Source organism: Buchnera aphidicola (Eriosoma lanigerum) (genome assembly GCF_964059125.1).
Taxonomy (GTDB): domain Bacteria; phylum Pseudomonadota; class Gammaproteobacteria; order Enterobacterales; family Enterobacteriaceae; genus Buchnera_D; species Buchnera_D aphidicola_C.
This window is the reverse complement of sequence record NZ_OZ060395.1, coordinates 518,023-535,628: the sequence shown is the minus strand read 5'-3', so window position 1 is coordinate 535,628 and position 17,606 is coordinate 518,023. Positions and strand designations below refer to the sequence as shown.

The 17,606-nt window shown below is 26.0% G+C and carries 13 protein-coding genes, 2 tRNA genes, 2 rRNA genes and 1 other RNA gene; 9 read left to right on the top strand and 9 right to left on the bottom strand.

The genetic code is table 11. The annotated features are described in order from the left end of the window. Positions 1–96: 96 nt before the first annotated feature. Both fmt and def read right to left on the bottom strand, forming a co-directional pair. Positions 97–1,038, bottom strand: coding sequence for a methionyl-tRNA formyltransferase (gene fmt, locus AB4W75_RS02215; protein WP_367679335.1), 942 nt, complete (start codon positions 1,036–1,038; stop codon positions 97–99). A 9-nt stretch (positions 1,039–1,047) separates the two neighbouring features. Continuing rightward, positions 1,048–1,563 carry a peptide deformylase gene (gene def / locus AB4W75_RS02210; RefSeq protein ID WP_367679334.1) on the bottom strand — a complete coding sequence of 172 codons (516 nt, stop codon included), beginning with the start codon at positions 1,561–1,563 and terminating at the stop codon, positions 1,048–1,050. A 334-nt stretch (positions 1,564–1,897) separates the two neighbouring features. Here def and AB4W75_RS02205 point away from each other — a divergent pair, with 334 nt between their 5' ends. From AB4W75_RS02205 to cspE, 6 genes are all read left to right on the top strand, one after another. Next, entirely contained in the window at positions 1,898–2,488 is a 591-nt protein-coding gene (locus AB4W75_RS02205; RefSeq protein WP_367679333.1) for a Sua5/YciO/YrdC/YwlC family protein, read from the top strand. A gap of 4 nt (positions 2,489–2,492) precedes the next feature. Continuing rightward, positions 2,493–3,320 (top strand): shikimate dehydrogenase, encoded by an 828-nt coding sequence (gene aroE / locus AB4W75_RS02200; protein ID WP_367679681.1) that lies wholly within the window; start codon positions 2,493–2,495, stop codon positions 3,318–3,320. A 189-nt stretch (positions 3,321–3,509) separates the two neighbouring features. Continuing rightward, positions 3,510–3,581, top strand: a tRNA-Glu gene (locus AB4W75_RS02195). A 172-nt stretch (positions 3,582–3,753) separates the two neighbouring features. Then, positions 3,754–6,682: ribosomal RNA gene (locus tag AB4W75_RS02190) — 23S ribosomal RNA — on the top strand. A gap of 82 nt (positions 6,683–6,764) precedes the next feature. Then, positions 6,765–6,880, top strand: a 5S ribosomal RNA gene (rrf, locus tag AB4W75_RS02185). Positions 6,881–7,170: 290 nt separating this feature from the next. Further along, positions 7,171–7,380 (top strand): transcription antiterminator/RNA stability regulator CspE, encoded by a 210-nt coding sequence (gene cspE, locus AB4W75_RS02180; protein WP_367679332.1) that lies wholly within the window; start codon positions 7,171–7,173, stop codon positions 7,378–7,380. 224 nt (positions 7,381–7,604) lie between these two features. Here the strand turns inward: cspE and ybeD are convergent, their stop codons facing one another. Further along, entirely contained in the window at positions 7,605–7,868 is a 264-nt protein-coding gene (gene ybeD / locus AB4W75_RS02175; protein ID WP_367679331.1) for a DUF493 family protein YbeD, read from the bottom strand. A 436-nt stretch (positions 7,869–8,304) separates the two neighbouring features. Here ybeD and cysS point away from each other — a divergent pair, with 436 nt between their 5' ends. Continuing rightward, the gene (cysS, locus tag AB4W75_RS02170; RefSeq protein WP_367679330.1) at positions 8,305–9,708 is read left to right on the top strand and encodes a cysteine--tRNA ligase; all 1,404 of its coding nucleotides are present in this window, start codon (positions 8,305–8,307) and stop codon (positions 9,706–9,708) included. A gap of 23 nt (positions 9,709–9,731) precedes the next feature. On the opposite strand, the gene folD is transcribed toward cysS, so the two are convergent. Beyond that, positions 9,732–10,589: a bifunctional methylenetetrahydrofolate dehydrogenase/methenyltetrahydrofolate cyclohydrolase FolD gene (gene folD, locus AB4W75_RS02165; RefSeq protein WP_367679329.1), complete on the bottom strand. Its 858-nt coding sequence runs from the start codon at positions 10,587–10,589 to the stop codon at positions 9,732–9,734. A gap of 171 nt (positions 10,590–10,760) precedes the next feature. Between folD and AB4W75_RS02160 the strand changes: the two genes are divergently transcribed. Next, a tRNA-Arg gene (locus AB4W75_RS02160) sits at positions 10,761–10,834 on the top strand. 74 nt (positions 10,835–10,908) lie between these two features. On the opposite strand, the gene adk is transcribed toward AB4W75_RS02160, so the two are convergent. The 4 genes from adk to dnaX all read right to left on the bottom strand — a co-directional run bounded on the left by adk (position 10,909) and on the right by dnaX (position 15,520). Then, positions 10,909–11,556: an adenylate kinase gene (gene adk, locus AB4W75_RS02155; protein ID WP_367679328.1), complete on the bottom strand. Its 648-nt coding sequence runs from the start codon at positions 11,554–11,556 to the stop codon at positions 10,909–10,911. 152 nt (positions 11,557–11,708) lie between these two features. Continuing rightward, the gene (gene htpG / locus AB4W75_RS02150; RefSeq protein WP_367679327.1) at positions 11,709–13,598 is read right to left on the bottom strand and encodes a molecular chaperone HtpG; all 1,890 of its coding nucleotides are present in this window, start codon (positions 13,596–13,598) and stop codon (positions 11,709–11,711) included. A 162-nt stretch (positions 13,599–13,760) separates the two neighbouring features. Further along, the gene (locus AB4W75_RS02145; RefSeq protein WP_367679326.1) at positions 13,761–14,093 is read right to left on the bottom strand and encodes a YbaB/EbfC family nucleoid-associated protein; all 333 of its coding nucleotides are present in this window, start codon (positions 14,091–14,093) and stop codon (positions 13,761–13,763) included. A 329-nt stretch (positions 14,094–14,422) separates the two neighbouring features. Further along, entirely contained in the window at positions 14,423–15,520 is a 1,098-nt protein-coding gene (dnaX, locus tag AB4W75_RS02140; RefSeq protein ID WP_367679325.1) for a DNA polymerase III subunit gamma/tau, read from the bottom strand. Between the two features lie 157 nt (positions 15,521–15,677). On the opposite strand from dnaX, the gene ffs reads away from it, so the two are divergent. After that, positions 15,678–15,769, top strand: an RNA gene (gene ffs / locus AB4W75_RS02135) — signal recognition particle sRNA small type. Between the two features lie 59 nt (positions 15,770–15,828). Here ffs and AB4W75_RS02130 read toward each other — a convergent pair. Next, a complete protein-coding gene (locus AB4W75_RS02130; RefSeq protein WP_367679324.1) occupies positions 15,829–17,604 on the bottom strand; it encodes a SmdB family multidrug efflux ABC transporter permease/ATP-binding protein in 1,776 nt (591 codons plus the stop codon). Between the last annotated feature and the right edge of the window lie 2 nt (positions 17,605–17,606).

Sequence of the window (17,606 nt, the reverse complement as noted above, 5' to 3'; positions counted from 1 at the left end):
AACGGTATTAGATACCGTTTTTTTAATTTCTAGTGTAACAATATTTTATTGAATAAAATTGTACTTTAAGGTAATAATATATTATATTTATTTAATTTATTTTAATATTGATTCTGGAATAAACCATTTTTTTTTGGAATTATAAATATCTATTGATGTAATTATTTTTTTACCTGGAAATTGTATTTCTTGAATTTGTATTATATCAGTTGCGGTTTGTATATTTATTCCTTCTTTATTAATAGATAAAATTTTCCCGATACATTTTTCTTTATAAATGTAATTTGGTATAATTTGAGCTTTAAATATTTTTATTCGAATATTATGAATAATAAAATAACTTATAGGCCATGGATTATATGCACGGATCATTCTATCTATTACTTGTGCTTCGTTATTCCAATTAATTTTAGCATCAATTTTTTGTATTTTTTTTGAATATGTTGATATTAAATGATCTTGTCTTTGATATATCACTATTTTTTTGATAATGTTTGTTAATGTAACTAAAATACATTGAATTCCTAATTGGATTAATTTTTTGGTTAAAGATTTTGTAGTATCTATATTTGTAATATTACATTTTCTTGAGTATAGAATATCACCAGTATCAATATTATTATCCATTTTTATAATAGTAATTCCAGTAAATTTATCACCTGCTAATAAAGCACTGTGTATGGGAGATGGACCTCTCCAACGAGGTAGCAAAGATGCATGAATATTAATACATCCCATAGGAAACATATTTAATATTATTTTTGGAAGTATTAAACCATATGCAACTACAATCATTATATTTGCATTAAAACAAGATAAAGAAGATTGAATTGAATAATTTAATATATTTGGTTGAAATATTGGAATATTATGTTTTTTAGCAATTTTTTTAACTGGAGAAAAAGTGGTTTGATTGCCTCTTCCAGAAGGTTGATCTGGTTTTGTAAGAACAGCTACAATGTTATATTTAGATTTAATTAATTCATTTAAATGTTGAGCAGAAAATTCTGGTGTTCCGGCAAATATTATTTTTAACATATAATTGTATTATATTTCATATTTATTATGATTTTTAAATTTATATAGTTTTTTTATTTTTTTTTCAATTCGATTTTGTTTTAATAATGATAAATAATCAATAAACAATTTCCCTTCTAAATGATCCATTTCATGTTGAATACATATTGAAAGTAATGATGATGCTGTTATTTCGATTTTATTTCCAATTCTATTAATAGCTTGTATTTTTATAAAATTTGATCTGTTAATCTTTGCCCGTTGATCAGGAATGGATAAACAACCTTCTTCTATGTATGAGTTTCCATACTTTTCTATTAATTTAGGATTGATTAATACAATTTCTTCTATTTGATCTATATTAATTACAATTATTTTTAAATTGATTCCTACTTGTGTAGCAGCGAGTCCTATTCCTTCTTGAAAATACATTGTTTCAAACATATCGTTAATGATTTTGTTTATTTTAGAATTCATTTTTTTTACAGGTTCAGCTTTAATTCTTAAACCTGGATCGGGGTAATATAATAAATTTAGAACTGACATAAATATTTTAAAATATACTTTGATAAAAAATAATTAATGATTATTATAAACTGTTTTATATAAATTTACAGCTCAAATTTTACTTGTTTTACTTGATATAGCAGTGTTTTTAAATAAGAATGATTATTTAATAATATGTAATATACTTAATATTAAGTATTATAAGAATAATTTTTTAAAATATATTAATATAAATAATATATTATTAATATTATAAATATATATAAATATTGATTTTTTTGTTTTTTAAATAAGTAAATTATTTATTGTTATTGCTCATTGATTACAATTATATTGTAAGATACTATCAATTTTATTTTAATGTTAATAATATATGTTTAATAATGTTCATAATATTAATTATTCTAGCGTTTATACTGTAAGTGATGTTGTGAATCAATTAAATAAAAAAAAAATTATAGCATATCCTACTGAATCAGTATTTAGTCTTGGTTGTGATCCAGATAGTAAATCAGCAATTTTTTCATTAATCAAATTAAAAAATAGAAATATTAACAAAGGTTTTATATTAATTGCCGCGCATTATGATCAATTAAAACCTTATATATTAGAAAAAAAAATTTTATTATCGCATAAAAAAATTTTATCTTCTTATTGGCCAGGACATAAAACTTTTTTATTACCAGCTAATGATAATGTTCCATATTGGTTAAATGGTAATTCATCCTTTATAGCTACTCGTATCACAAATCATAAAGTAGTAAAAAATTTATGTTCTCTTTTTGGAAAACCTATTATTTCTACTAGTGCTAATTTAACAGGACTATTACCTTGTAGGACGGTAGAAGAATTTTACAAACAATTTGGAAAAAATATAATGTTATTACGTGGACCTTTGGGAATTAACAAAAAACCTTCTTCTATTTTTAATCTTATTACTGGAGAAATAGTTCGTTATGGATAATACTATATCTGAATTTGTTGTTGTAGGTAATCCGATTGAACATTCTTTATCCCCTTTTATTCACAAACAGTTTGCTAAACAAACAGGTATTGTTCATAATTATTCTGCTAAATTAGTAAACAAACATAATTTAGTATTTTTTTTAAATGATTTTTTTAGTAAATCAGGTAAGGGTGTTAATATTACATTACCTTTTAAAAAAGAAGCTTTTTTATTTGCGGATCAAGTTACAAATAGAGCTAATATAGCTGGTTCTGTAAATACTTTAATAAAATTAAGTAATAAGATAATTTTAGGAGATAATACGGATGGAGAAGGATTACTATATGATTTACGTAAATTAAATTTTTTAAAAAAAAAAGATAATGTATTATTATTAGGAGCTGGAGGAGTAGCTTATGGTATAATGAATGTTCTATTAGATTTGAATTGTTCAATTTTTGTTTTTAATCGTACATTTTCTAATGCGGAAAAATTAGTATTACATTTTAATAAATATAAAAAAATTACAATTTTGAAACAGTATGAATTAATTAATTTTTCTTTTGATTTAATTATTAATGCTACTTCTTCTGGTGTAACTGGTGATATACCAATGATTTCTAGTAAAGTAATTAATAATACTAGGTATTGTTACGATATGTATTATACACAAAAAAGAGAACAAACTCCTTTTTTGTCTTGGTGTTTAAAAAACGGAGCTAGAGATGTACAAGATGGTATGGGTATGTTAGTTGCTCAAGCAGCTGCTTCTTTCTTTCTATGGCACAGAATACGTCCTGAAATAGAACCAGTAATTAATATTTTAAGAAATACAATTCATTCTGAATAGAATATTGATCAAAATTATTATTTATGTTTGTTTTATCTATTCTAATGTTTATTAGAATTTTATGGTAATATATTTATAAAGTGTTTATTTTTTTTTTAATGTTTATATAGTTTATTATTAAAATAAAAAAAAAACTTGACTCTTTACGTTCAATATGTAACATATATAAATATAAGAATTTATTTTTTTGTCCCCTTCGTCTAGTGGTTAGGACATCGCCCTTTCACGGCGGCAACAGGGGTTCAAATCCCCTAGGGGACATAAAATTATAGTATTTAATTATTTTTGTTGTATACTATTTTGAAATTTTATGTTATATTAACTTAGTTTTAATTGAAAATGAATTATTGTTTTTTGCTCTTTAAAAATTTGGCAACAAGAAAAATTTTATTATTATTGTAATTTTAGATAATAAGACACCTGTGGGTTGTAAGGTTAAGCAAATAAGCGTACATGGTGAATGCCTTGGCAGTCAGAGGCGATGAAGGACGTGCTAATCTGCGAAAATTATCGGTAAGTTGATATGAAACGTTATAGCCGGTGGTATCCGAATGGGGAAACCCGATACTTATTAAAAAAAGTATCATTACTATACTGAATTCATAAGTTAGTAAAGCAAACCAAGAGAACTGAAACATCTAAGTACCTTGAGGAAAAGAAATCAATTGAGATTCCCTAAGTAGTGGCGAGCGAAAAGGGAAAAGCCTAGAGTTTATTTCAGTACTTATTTTAGTAGAATGATTTGGAAAAATCAGCGATACATGGTGATAGCCCAGTATACGAAAAAATTTTTATTGTGAACTCAAAAAGTAGGGCGAGACACGAGAAATCTTGTCTGAATATGGGGGGACCATCCTCCAAGGCTAAATACTCCTGACTGACCGATAGTGAACTAGTACCGTAAGGGAAAGGCGAAAAGAACCCCGGTTAGGGGAGTGAAATAGATCCTGAAACCGTGTACGTACAAGCAGTAGGAGCTCAATTTTTTTATAGAGTGACTGCGTACCTTTTGTATAATGGGTCAGCGACTTGTATTTTGTAGCAAGGTTAACCTAATAGGGGAGCCGAAGGGAAACCGAGTCCTAAACAGGCGAATTTTTTTTAAGTTTCAAGATACAGACCCGAAACCCGGTGATCTAGCCATGGGCAGGTTGAAGGTTAGGTAAAACTAACTGGAGGACCGAACCGACTGATGTTGAAAAATCAGCGGATGACCTGTGGTTAGGGGTGAAAGGCCAATCAAACCGGGAGATAGCTGGTTCTCCCCGAAAGCTATTTAGGTAGCGCCTCGTGAATTCATCTTCGGGGGTAGAGCACTGTTTCGGTTAGGGGGCCATCCCGGTTTACCAATCCGATGCAAACTCCGAATACCGTAGAATGTTATCACGGGAGACACACAGCGGGTGCTAACGTTCGTTGTGGAGAGGGAAACAACCCAGATCGCCAGCTAAGGTCCCAAAGTCATAGTTAAGTGGGAAACGATGTGGGAAGGCATAAACAGCCAGGATGTTGGCTTAGAAGCAGCCATCATTTAAAGAAAGCGTAATAGCTCACTGGTCGAGTCGGCCTGCGCGGAAGATGTAACGGGGCTAAACTATGCACCGAAGCTGCGACAATTAATTTGTTTTTTAGTTGGGTAGGGGAGCGTTCTGTAAGCCAATGAAGAAATATTGAGAAATGTTTTGGAGGTATCAGAAGTGCGAATGCTGACATGAGTAACGATAAAGCAGGTGAAAAACCTGCTCGCCGAAAGACTAAGGGTTCCTGTCCAACGTTAATCGGGATAGGGTAAGCCGATACCTAAGGCGAGGTCGAAAGGCGTAGTCGATGGATAACAGGTTAACATTCCTGTGCTTAATATTACTGCGAAGGGGGGACGGAGAAGGTTAGATTATCCAGGCGACGGTTGTCCTGGTTTAAATGTGTAGGTATAATGATTAGGCAAATCCGGTCATTTTTAATCTGAGGCATGATAACGAATTACTACGGTAATGAAGTAATTAATACCACGCTTCCAAGAAAAGCCTCTAAGCATCAGGTAATATTAAATCGTACCATAAACCGACACAGGTAGTTAGGTAGAGAATACTAAGGCGCTTAAGAGAACCCGGGTGAAGGAACTAGGCAAAATAGTGCCGTAACTTCGGGAGAAGGCACGCTAGCATGTAAGTAATAAGATTTACTCTTAAAGCTGAAGTTAGTCGAAGATAACAGCTGGCTGCAACTGTTTATTAAAAACACAGCACTGTGCAAACATGAAAGTGGAAGTATACGGTGTGACGCCTGCCCGGTGCCGGAAGGTTAATCGAAGAAGTAAAGGGAAACCTGAAGCTTTAGACTGAAGCCCCGGTAAACGGCGGCCGTAACTATAACGGTCCTAAGGTAGCGAAATTCCTTGTCGGGTAAGTTCCGACCTGCACGAATGGCGTAATGATGGCCAGGCTGTCTCCACCCGGGACTTAGTGAAATTGAAATTGCTGTGAAGATGCAGTATACCCGCGGCAAGACGGAAAGACCCCGTGAACCTTTACTATAGCTTGACACTGAATATTGATCTTTAATGTGTAGGATAGGTGGGAGGCTATGAAATTTAAACGCTAGTTTAAATGGAGCCAACCTTGAAATACCACCCTTTACAGTTTAGTATTCTAATCTTGTACCGTTATCCGGTATGGAGACAATGTCTGGTGGGTAGTTTGACTGGGGCGGTCTCCTCCCAAAGAGTAACGGAGGAGTACAAAGATTGGCTAATCACGGTCGGACATCGTGAGGTTAGTGCAAAGGCATAAGCCAGTTTAACTGTGAGCGTGATAACGCGAGCAGATGCGAAAGCAGGTCTTAGTGATCCGGTGGTTCTGAATGGAATGGCCATCGCTCAACAAATAAAAGGTACTCCGGGGATAACAGGCTGATACCGCCCAAGAGTTCATATCGACGGCGGTGTTTGGCACCTCGATGTCGGCTCATCACATCCTGGGGCTGAAGCAGGTCCCAAGGGTATGGCTGTTCGCCATTTAAAGTGGTACGCGAGCTGGGTTTAGAACGTCGTGAGACAGTTCGGTCCCTATCTGCCGTGGGCGTAGGAAGATTGAGGGGGGCTGCTTCTAGTACGAGAGGACCGAAGTGGACGCATCACTGGTGTTCGGGTTGTCATGCCAATGGCATTGCCCGGTAGCTAAATGCGGGAAAGATAAGTGCTGAAAGCATCTAAACACGAAACTTGCCCCAAGATTAGTCTTCCCTGAACAATAATTTATTGTTAACTGAAGGGACGTTGTAGACTACGACGTTGATAGGCTAGATGTGTACGCATAGCAATATGTTTAGCTAACTAGTACTAATGACCCAAGAGGCTTAACCTTACAACACCAGAGGTGTTTTTCAATAATAAATAAGATTAAAATCTTGTTGACAAATTTAATTATTTAATATATTATATTTTTGCCTGGTAAAAATAGCAATTTGGTACCACCTGATCCCATTCCGAACTCAGAAGTGAAACATTTTTACGCCGATGGTAGTACAGGGTCTCCCTGTGTGAGAGTAGGAAATTGCCAGGCATATATTTTTTAAAATACTTCTTTTTAAAATAATAATTAAGTTAAAAACTAGATATTTTTTTAAATTAATTATAAAATACACTTCTTCTTATTTAAAATATATTCAATTATAAATAAAAAATATTCTTAAATAACAATAGATTAATTATTTTAAATCTACAGTAATTAAAGATTAGTTTTTTATTGTAATGTTTATTTTTTAAAAAATCATATTTAATCAAATCAATATAAGTAATTTACTAACTTATTTTTTAAGTTTAGTTTATATTTTTTATTTAAGGTAACAATAGATGTCTAAGATTAAAGGTAATGTTAAGTGGTTTAATGAGTCTAAAGGTTTTGGATTTATCACTCCTGAAGATGGAAGTAAAGATGTTTTTGTTCATTTTTCAGCTATCCAAAGTAATGGTTTTAAAACGTTAACTGAAGGACAAAGTGTTGAATTTGAAATTACTGAAGGTGCTAAAGGACCATCAGCTGCTAATGTTATTAGTATATAATTTTTTTGTAATCTTAGATTATATTTAAAATTGCAAAATTGTTTTAATAAAATAGAACGTGTAAAAGTAATTCTTACACGTTCTAAATTTTTATCATTTTATATATTATTTTGTATATGTATGTATATACAAAATAATTATCTAAATATGAGTTTAAAATAATTAATATAATTATTTTAGTTATGTATGCTTTTTTTCTATATATATATAGAGGATTTCTATTATTAGAATACCATTCTTACCATACTAATTTGACTAATTTCATTATACAATTGTTCAATTTGTTCAAAATTTTTTGCACAAATTGTAATTGAAACAGATAAGTAATTTCCTTTATTACTAGACTTAACTTGTGGAATGTAATCTCCTGGTATGCATAATTGAACGACTCTAATAATTTGATCAATTAATTCTGGACGTGATAGACCAATAATTTTATATGTAAAATAACAAGGAAATGTTAACATTTCTTGTAGTTTTTTTCTCATTATATCCTTCTGGTTTTTATTAATATAATTTTAATTTTTAAATTGTGTTACTTGTTATAAATTTTTTATATATATATGTATGCATTATTTATTTAAAAGAAATAAAAATAATATATAATTAACATTCTAACTTGAATAATCAATGTAATTTTTTTTATTTACATGTATAAATTCAAATTAGAATGTTAATTATATATTATTTTTTTTATTTTATAAATTTTATTTTAAATATGTTATTTAATTATATGAGTTGATCTATATATAGTTTTGTTTATTAATATTTTTTATATTAATAATATGAAATATATATTTATTTTTTTATAGTAAAAAATATTATATATAATAAAAATTATATATTTTTAAATAAAAAAATATTATGCAAAATAATTGTGGATTTAGTATGATTTTTATTAAATTTTTATCGAGATTACTTTTTATGTTAAAAATTTTTAATACATTAACTCGTAATAAAGAAATATTTAAGTCAATTAAAAAAAAACAAGTTGATTTATATGTATGTGGAATTACAGTGTATGATTTTTGTCATATAGGACATGGTAGGACTTTCATATTTTTTGATTTAATTATTCGATATTTTAAAGAATGTAATTATCAAGTAAAGTATGTTCGTAATATAACAGATATTGATGATAAAATTATTACTAGATCTATACATAATCAAGAAAATTTTATAGAGTTATCAAATCGTATGATTAATGCTATGCATAGTGATTTTTCTATGTTAAATATGCTACCAGCTACTATTGAGCCTCGTGTTACTAATTGTATAGATTCAATTATTCATATGATTGGTACATTAATTAATAAAAAACATGCTTATATTAGTAATAATGGTGATGTTTTATTTTCTGTAAGTAGTTATTTAGAATATGGAAATTTATCTAATCAATTTTTAAAAAAATTACAATCAAAAAATAAAATTTTATTAACAATTAATAACAAAAAGAATAAAAATGATTTTGTATTATGGAAACGTATTGATAATTCAAATTATATTTGGGATTCTCCATGGGGTTCAGGTCGCCCTGGTTGGCATATTGAATGTTCAGCCATGACAGATAAATATTTAGGAAATACATTTGATATTCATGGTGGTGGAATAGATTTGTTATTTCCTCATCATGAAAATGAAAAAGCGCAATCTACTTGTTTTAATAGTAATTTTTTAATTAATTATTGGATTCACGTTGGAATGTTAATTGTAAGCGATAACAAAATGTCTAAATCATTAAATAATTCTATTACATTGAATTCAATGTTAAAAAAATTTAATGGAGAAACAATACGTTATTTTTTTTTATCTACACATTATAGAAGTCCTCTGTATTATGATGAAAAAAATGTAAAAATTGCAGAAAGATGTATACAAAAAATTTACTTTTCATTATTAGGTACGGATGATAATTATATTCCTATTAAAAATTTTATTATAGAAGATGAAATAAATTTTCATCAAGCTATGAAAGATGATTTTAATTCTCCTCAAGCATTAAAAATTTTATTTAATTTAGTAAAAAAAATAAATTATTATAAATTAGTTAGTATTAATATAGATAAAGTTAATTTTTTTGCATACAAATTAAAATTATTAGGTAGAATATTAGGTTTTGTTTTTAACGTAAATCAATATTTTTTAACAGGAGATAAAAATAAATATAATTATAATATCATGGAAATAGATTTATTAATAAAGTTGCGAGAACAATATCGCACTAATAAAGAATGGGAAAAAGCAGATATATTAAGAAAAAAATTAAATTCTCATGGTATTAATATAAAAGATACAAAATATGGTACTAAATGGTATAAAATAAAATAAATAAAATTATATATTATATATTTTTATGTTTCTTTTTTTTTTGTATATGCTTGAAACGTATTTTTTAAAAGTGTAGCTACGGTTATAGGTCCTACTCCTCCTGGTACAGGAGTAATATAAGATGCATGAATTAATGCAGAATCAAAGTCTATATCTCCAATAATTTTCCCGTTTTTTAATTTATTAATTCCTACGTCAATTACAACAGCTCCTTTTTTAATCCATGTTCCATGTATGAAATTTGGAATTCCTACAGCTACTATTAGTAAATCAGCTTGTTGTATATAATATTTTAAATTTTTAGTAAATCTATGAGTTACTGTAATTGTGCAACCGATTAATAATAATTCCATACTCATAGGTCTTCCCACTATATTAGATGCACCCACTATTACTGCATGTAATCCATAAGTATTAATTTTATAATATTTTAATAAAGTTACAATTCCATAAGGAGTACACGCACGAAATTTAGGTGTACGTTGACATAATAATCCAATGTTATAAGGATGTAATCCATCAACGTCTTTGTTAATTTCAATATTACTTAGTATATTTGTAGGAATCATATATTTAGGAAGAGGTAATTGTATTAAAATACCATCAATTTTATTTTCTTTATTTAAATTATGAATAATAGATATCATTTTTTTTTCAGTAATATTATTTTTTATATGTATAATAGTTGATTTGATACCTACTTTATTACATTCCAGTTCTTTTTTTTGAACATATATTTGAGAAGCATCATCGGAACCAATTAAAATTATTGCTAAACCAGGTTTTCTTTTACCTTTTTTTAGTTGTTTATTAATTTCGTTTTTAATGTTTAAACATATTTGGTCTGCTATATAACGACCATCTATAATTTTTGCTATCATAATAAACTATTAGTATCCTATTGATCATTTTTGTTATATATATATTATATTATTAATGAAATTGTATTATTAATTATTTTAAATATACATATTTAAAATAATTAATGATTATTATTAAATAATATTGACCTAGATTATACTTAAGCAGTATAATATACTTTTTATAAACATGCGTTCTTAGCTCAGTTGGATAGAGCAACGGCCTTCTAAGCCGTAGGTCATAGGTTCGAGTCCTATAGAACGCAATATCTTTAATTGTTAATTTTTTTTTTAATTATATTTTATATTATTATTTTAAATAATAATATTTTTTTTTGATTTAATTTAATAAATTTATTATTTCTTTTTGTATAACGTTAATTGAGTTTCTAGAATCTATCTTTTTATAAATTAAATTTCTATTTTCTTGTTCTTTCAAATAATATTTAATTAATGGAATTGTAAATTTTTTGTATTCTTTTATTCTGGTTAAGATTATATCTTTATTATCATCATATCTAGTTATTAATTTTTCTCCAGTGATATCGTCAATTCCTTCTATTTTAGGAGGATAAAATGTTTTATGGTAGATTCTTCCAGAATTTTTATGTATTTGTCTACCTATAATTCTTTCCATGATAAATGATGTAGGTAACCAAAATTCAATTATATAATTTATTTTAATTTTTTTTTCTTTCATATAATTTGCTTGATTTAATGTTCTTGGAAAACCGTCCAATAAAAATCCATTTTTACAATCTAATTTTATTATTCTATTTTGAATTAAATTAACAACAATTTCATCTTTAATTAATTTTCCTTGTTTTAATTTTTCTAATATTTCATTTTTTTGTTTATTTTCTACTGTTGAGGAGATATTTTTTAATAAATCTCCAGTAGATATTTGTGGAATATTATACTTTTTTTTTATAAATTGAGCTTGAGTTCCTTTTCCTGTTCCTGGAGGACCTAGTAAAATAATATTCATTAGACTTCTCTTTTTTTTTTATTACATTAATAATTTATATTAAGATAGTGTGAATTTTTTTTAAATAACTATAATATAATAACATGTATTCAGATAATTCATTAAATTTAATACAAATCAATGAAGTATCTGAACATTATTTTCAAAATAGTTTAATTGTTTTGAATTAACAATAATTTATTTACTAAATTAATAAACTGATTAGGATTTTCTAATGTTCCTTTTTCAGCAAGTAATGCTTCTTCAAATAACAAAAATATCCAATCTTTTATTTCATTTTCGTTCTTTATATTCATTATTTTATTAATAAATTTATGATTAGGATTAATTTCAAATATATATTTAATTGGATTAACAGATTGTCCAGCAGCTAAAAATAATTTAGCCATTTGAGTGGTCATGGCATTAGCATCAGTAACTACTATAGCAGGAGTATTAGTTAATTTATAAGTTAATTTTACGTCTTTTACTTGATCTCCTAGTATTGATTTTATTTTTTCAATAAACAATAATATTTCAGTTTCTTTTTCTTTTTTATTGATTGCGTTATTGTTATCTTCAGTTAATTTATTAATAGAGCTGTCAGTAGTACTCACTGATTGAAATTTTTTCCCTTGAAATTCTGTTATATAATTCATCATCCATTCGTCAATTCGATCTGATAAAAGTAATACATCAATTTTCTTTTTTTTGAATAATTCAAGATGAGGACTAGTATAAGCAGAATTATAACTATCAGAAGTTATGTAATAAATTTTTTCTTGTTCAGGTAACATATTTTGTATATAATTTTGTAATGACAATGTTTGTTCTTGACTTTCTGTGGAAATAGCAGAAAAACGTAGTAAATTTAATATAATATTTTTATTTTCATGATCTTCAGCTGGACCTTCTTTAAATACTAATCCAAATTCTTTCCAGAAAATTTTATATTTTTCGTTATCTTCATTAGCTAATTTTGTTAAAGTTTGTAGTATTTTTTTTGTCAAAGACTTTTTAAGTTGTTGACTAATTTTATTTTCTTGTAAGGTTTCTCGAGAAATATTTAACGGTAAATCATTTGAATCAATAATACCTTTTACAAATCTAAGGTAATTAGGCAAAAATTGTTCAGCATTATCCATAATATAAATTTTTTTAATATATAATTTAAGTCCATTTTTATTTTCTTTATTCCATAAATCCCAAGTAGATTTCATAGGAATATATAGTAAACTAATATATTCTAATTTTCCTTCAACTTGATTATGACTCCATATTAAAGGTTCATTTTCTTCATTTGTAATTTGTTTATAAAAGTCTTTGTATTGTTGATTATTTATATTAGATTTGTTTATTGTCCAAATAGCAGTAGCTTTATTAATTTGTTCCCATGTATATACTTTATTTTTTTCATCAAATGTTTGTATTTCTATTGGTACATTAATGTGATCAGTATATTTACTGATAATACTTTTAATTTTCCAAATTTGTAAAAATTCTTCTTCTTCTGGTTTAAGATATAAACAAATTTCTGTACCTCTGGTTTCTTTTTTAATTGTAGATACTGAAAACTCTCCTTCTCCTAATGATTCCCATAATGTTGATTGATCAATAGGCATACCTGCATAACGAGTAGATACAGATACTTTTTTAGATACGATAAATGCTGAATAAAATCCTACTCCAAATTTACCTACAAACTGATTATTATTTTTTTCTATTTTTTCTATAGATTCTAAAAATAATTTAGTACCTGATTTAGCAATAGTTCCTAAATTATCAATAACTTCTTGATTTGTCATACCAATTCCGTTATCACTAATGATTATAGTTTTTTCTTTTTCATTAATTGAAATTTGAATTTTAGTTTTTGCGTCTTTTTCATAAAGATTGGGGTGTGATATTGACTGAAAATTTAATTTTTCTATGGCATCAGAAGCATTAGATATAAGTTCTCTAAGAAAAATATCTTTATTAGAATACAACGAATGAATCATTAGATGTAATAGTTGTTTGGATTCAGATTGAAAACTATATGTAGTTTTTTTTATATTATTCATATATATCCTTTAGTAATAATTTATTAAATGTATTTATATTTTTATATATATAATGTATTTAATTGTATATTTTTTGAAATTTAATTTATTTATAATATCTATTTTTTTTTTAATATATATAGTTTATTGATGTTATGTATATATGATGTTTAATACGTATTTTTAAATAGGAATATTAAAACCAGAAGGAAGACTCATTCCTGTTGATATTGTTTCCATTTTTTGTTTTTTTGCTTCATTTATCTTTCTGGAAGCGTCGTTAAAAGCAGCTGCTGCAAGATCTTCTAATATTTCAATATCATCATCAACTAATAAACTGGGATCTATTTTTACTTGTTTACAATTATATAGACCATTAATAGTAATTTTTACCAATCCTGCTCCTGATTCTCCTGTAGCTTCCATGGAAGAAATTTCTTTTTGTACTTGCTCTATTTTTTCCTGCATGTTTTGTGCTTGTTGCATTAGGTTTCCCAAACCATTTTTATTAAACATATTTTAACCTTTGTTTAGAATTACATGTAATATATCATAATAGAAATTAGTTGATACTAATTATCATTTAAAAATTTCTATATTTATATAATTAATTAGTATTAGATAAACATTTACTTTTAATTATTATCATTTGTATTATTATAAGTAATATATATATATTAATTTTCACCATACTTATAGTACGGTATTATTATAAATATAGATAAATTATTTACTATTTTTATTTATTATATTTTTATAATAGTAATAAATTTCTATATTAGAATTATTTAATTTTAGATATATATTAAATTTAATTATTTCTATTTTAAAAATATTTTATTATTTTATTTTTCTTTATTAAGATTTATTAATCTCAATAAAGCCATTTCTACACCTATTTTTGCATTGGGAGCAAATTTTAGTTCTTTTTTTCCTATAATTAATTCTTGGTAACATTTATGAATAGTAATAGGAGATATCGTATGAATTAAATTTTGTAAGATATTATTATGTATTTTATTTATATTTGTATTTTTCCACATCAATGGAAACGATTGTATCATAGCTATATGATGTAGTATTCTTAAAATTGTTGATAATATTTGATCCCATTCTATATTATTTTGATTCATTTCATTAAATATGTTTATAATTAATTCAGTATTATTATTTAGTAATGCTGAAACTATTTGTATTGCCAATTGATCACTAATAGAACCTGTAATTTCATATACTAGATTAGTAGAAATATTACCTTTACCTAGTGCTATAGCATGTTCAGTTAAGCTCAATCCATCTCTTAAGCTACCTTCGGAAAATATTGCAATATGTTTAATAGCATTTTCTTCAAAAGTAATATTTTCTTGTATTAAAATTTTTTTAATTCTTTTACATATTTCAGATTCTGAAATTGGTTTTAGATTAAATTGTAAACATCTAGATATAATAGTTTTGGGTATTTTTTCTATATTAGTGGTTGCGAAAATGAATTTGATATAATCAGGTGGTTCTTCAATATTTTTTAGTAAAGCATTAAAACTATGTTTAGATAACATATGAATTTCATCAATTAAATATATTTTATATTTACCCTTGATCGGTGCATAATGAATGTTGTTTAGTAAATCTTTCATATCTTCTATTTTAGTTCTTGAAGCTGCATCTACTTCTATAAGATCTAAAAAAGTACCATTTTCTATATTTATACAATTATTACATATTCTGCATGCTTGTATATTAGTTAAATTAGTACAATTCAGAGTTTTTGCTAGTATTCTAGCTATACTAGTTTTACCAGTTCCTCTAATTCCATATAATAACCAAGCATGGTGAATTTTATTAATTAATAAGCTATTATTAATAGCTTGGATAATATGTTTTTGACCAGATATTTGATCAAAAGATTGTGGTCTCCATTTTCTTGCTAACACTTTGTAGTTCATAAATTAATATGTTTCTTGTTTAAAATTGTAATATTTTAATATATTATAAATTAATATATTAAAAAATATTAAATATAATTTATGTAAAAATATTTATATTTTTAAAATAGTATGTTACAATTTTAAATTAATAATGAAGTATTATTATTTATGGTTCTGTTAGTAAATTAGTAGTGTAAATTTAAATATCTGGTCAGGTTCGGAAGAAAGCATCCAAATTAAATTAAACAGGTACTAATCAAACTAACAGAACATATGATTAGTCTAAATTAATCATTAATGTATATAATTAAATTATAATTATTCAATTAGTATTTATAATTTAATTGATCTTTTTTTGATAAATTGTTTAATTGTAATTTATACATTTCCCAATATCTTCCTTGTTTTTTAATTAATTGATTATGTGTTCCTGATTCTACAATACATCCTTTGTTAAAAACAATAATTTTATCAGCTTCTATAATAGTAGATAATCTATGAGCAATAACAATTAATGTTGTTTGCTTTTGTATTAATTTTATTGCTTCTTGAATATTTTTTTCTGTTTCAGAATCAATATTAGCTGTAGCTTCATCTAATATTAAAATTTTTGGATGAGATATTAATATTCTAGCAATTGATAGTAATTGTTTTTGTCCAACTGATAAATTGTTTCCTTGTTCACCTAATAAAGAATGAATACCATTTTTCATAGATCGAGCAAGTTGATCTAATTTTACTTGTTTTAATATATTCCATACCTGTTCTTCTTGAATATTTTTTCCTAAAGTTATATTAGACATAAATGTATCAGCTAGAATAATAGGATCTTGTTGAACCATACTAATATTATTTCGTAATACTTCATGACTTAAGGAATGTAATAATCTATTATCTAAATAGATTTCTCCTTCATCAATAGGATAATATCCCATTAGTATATTAGCTAAAGTACTTTTACCACTTCCAGTATATCCTACAAAAGCATAAAAACTTTTTGATGGTATAGAAATATTAATATTGTTTAATATGTTATTTGTTTCATTTTTTTTATATTTAAAATTTAATTTTTTTATTTCAATTTTTCCAGTTTTCAATGGTAATAAATCTGTTCCATAGTATTGTTGAGGAGCATCAATTAGTTCAAATATTCTTTCTCCTGCAACAATAGCTTGCTGTAATATGCTTTGTTGAGTAGTAATTGCAATTAATGGTTCATTTAAACGTCCTAAATAATTTATGAAAGCATATAATACTCCAACTTCAAAAAAATTCATTGGAAACATACTAAATAAAATCATAAGACTAGATAAAATTATAGCTGAATACAAACTTAGAAGAGGTCTGAGTAAAAATCCATCTAATTTTAACGTTTGCATCCTTGAATTATAATGCTCCTGACAGGTATTGTGTATGGATTGTTGAAATCTATGTTGTTGCGAAAATTGTTGTATAACGTCCATTCCATTAATTATTTCATTGAATTTATTATTGATATTAGCTAGATGATATCGAACGTTTCTTAAAATTGGTATACTATAATGTTGATAAATAAACATTACAGTTATTATAAATGGGAAAATAGTAATAGAAATTAATGCCATTCTCCATTCTAAAGTAAACATAGCTATAAGTATTACAGTAATTAAAGTAATACTTCTAAAAACAGTTACTATTACGGTATCATACAGTTCTTTAATAACTTCGGTATCATTAGTAACTCTAGATATAATTTGTCCAATTTGTTGATTATCAAAAACAGACATAGGTTGCTGCAAAGCAGCATCTATTACTTCAGATCTTAATTTTTGTACTATATTAATAGCAATTTTACTAAATAAAATAGTTTGAAAATAATGTAATGAAGATGCAATAATTTGTAATATAATTAGAGTAATAATAATAGATATGATTAATTTTATATTTAAACATTGTTGTTCTAAAATATTATGAATAAAATAACTAATTAATATAGGACCTAATACTTCTGCAATTGATGCAATTAATAATAATAGACTAGCTATAATTAATAACTTTTTCCAAGGTATACCATATTTCAATAAACGTTGTAGTACAGGCCAAAATTTTACTACATTAGCCATTT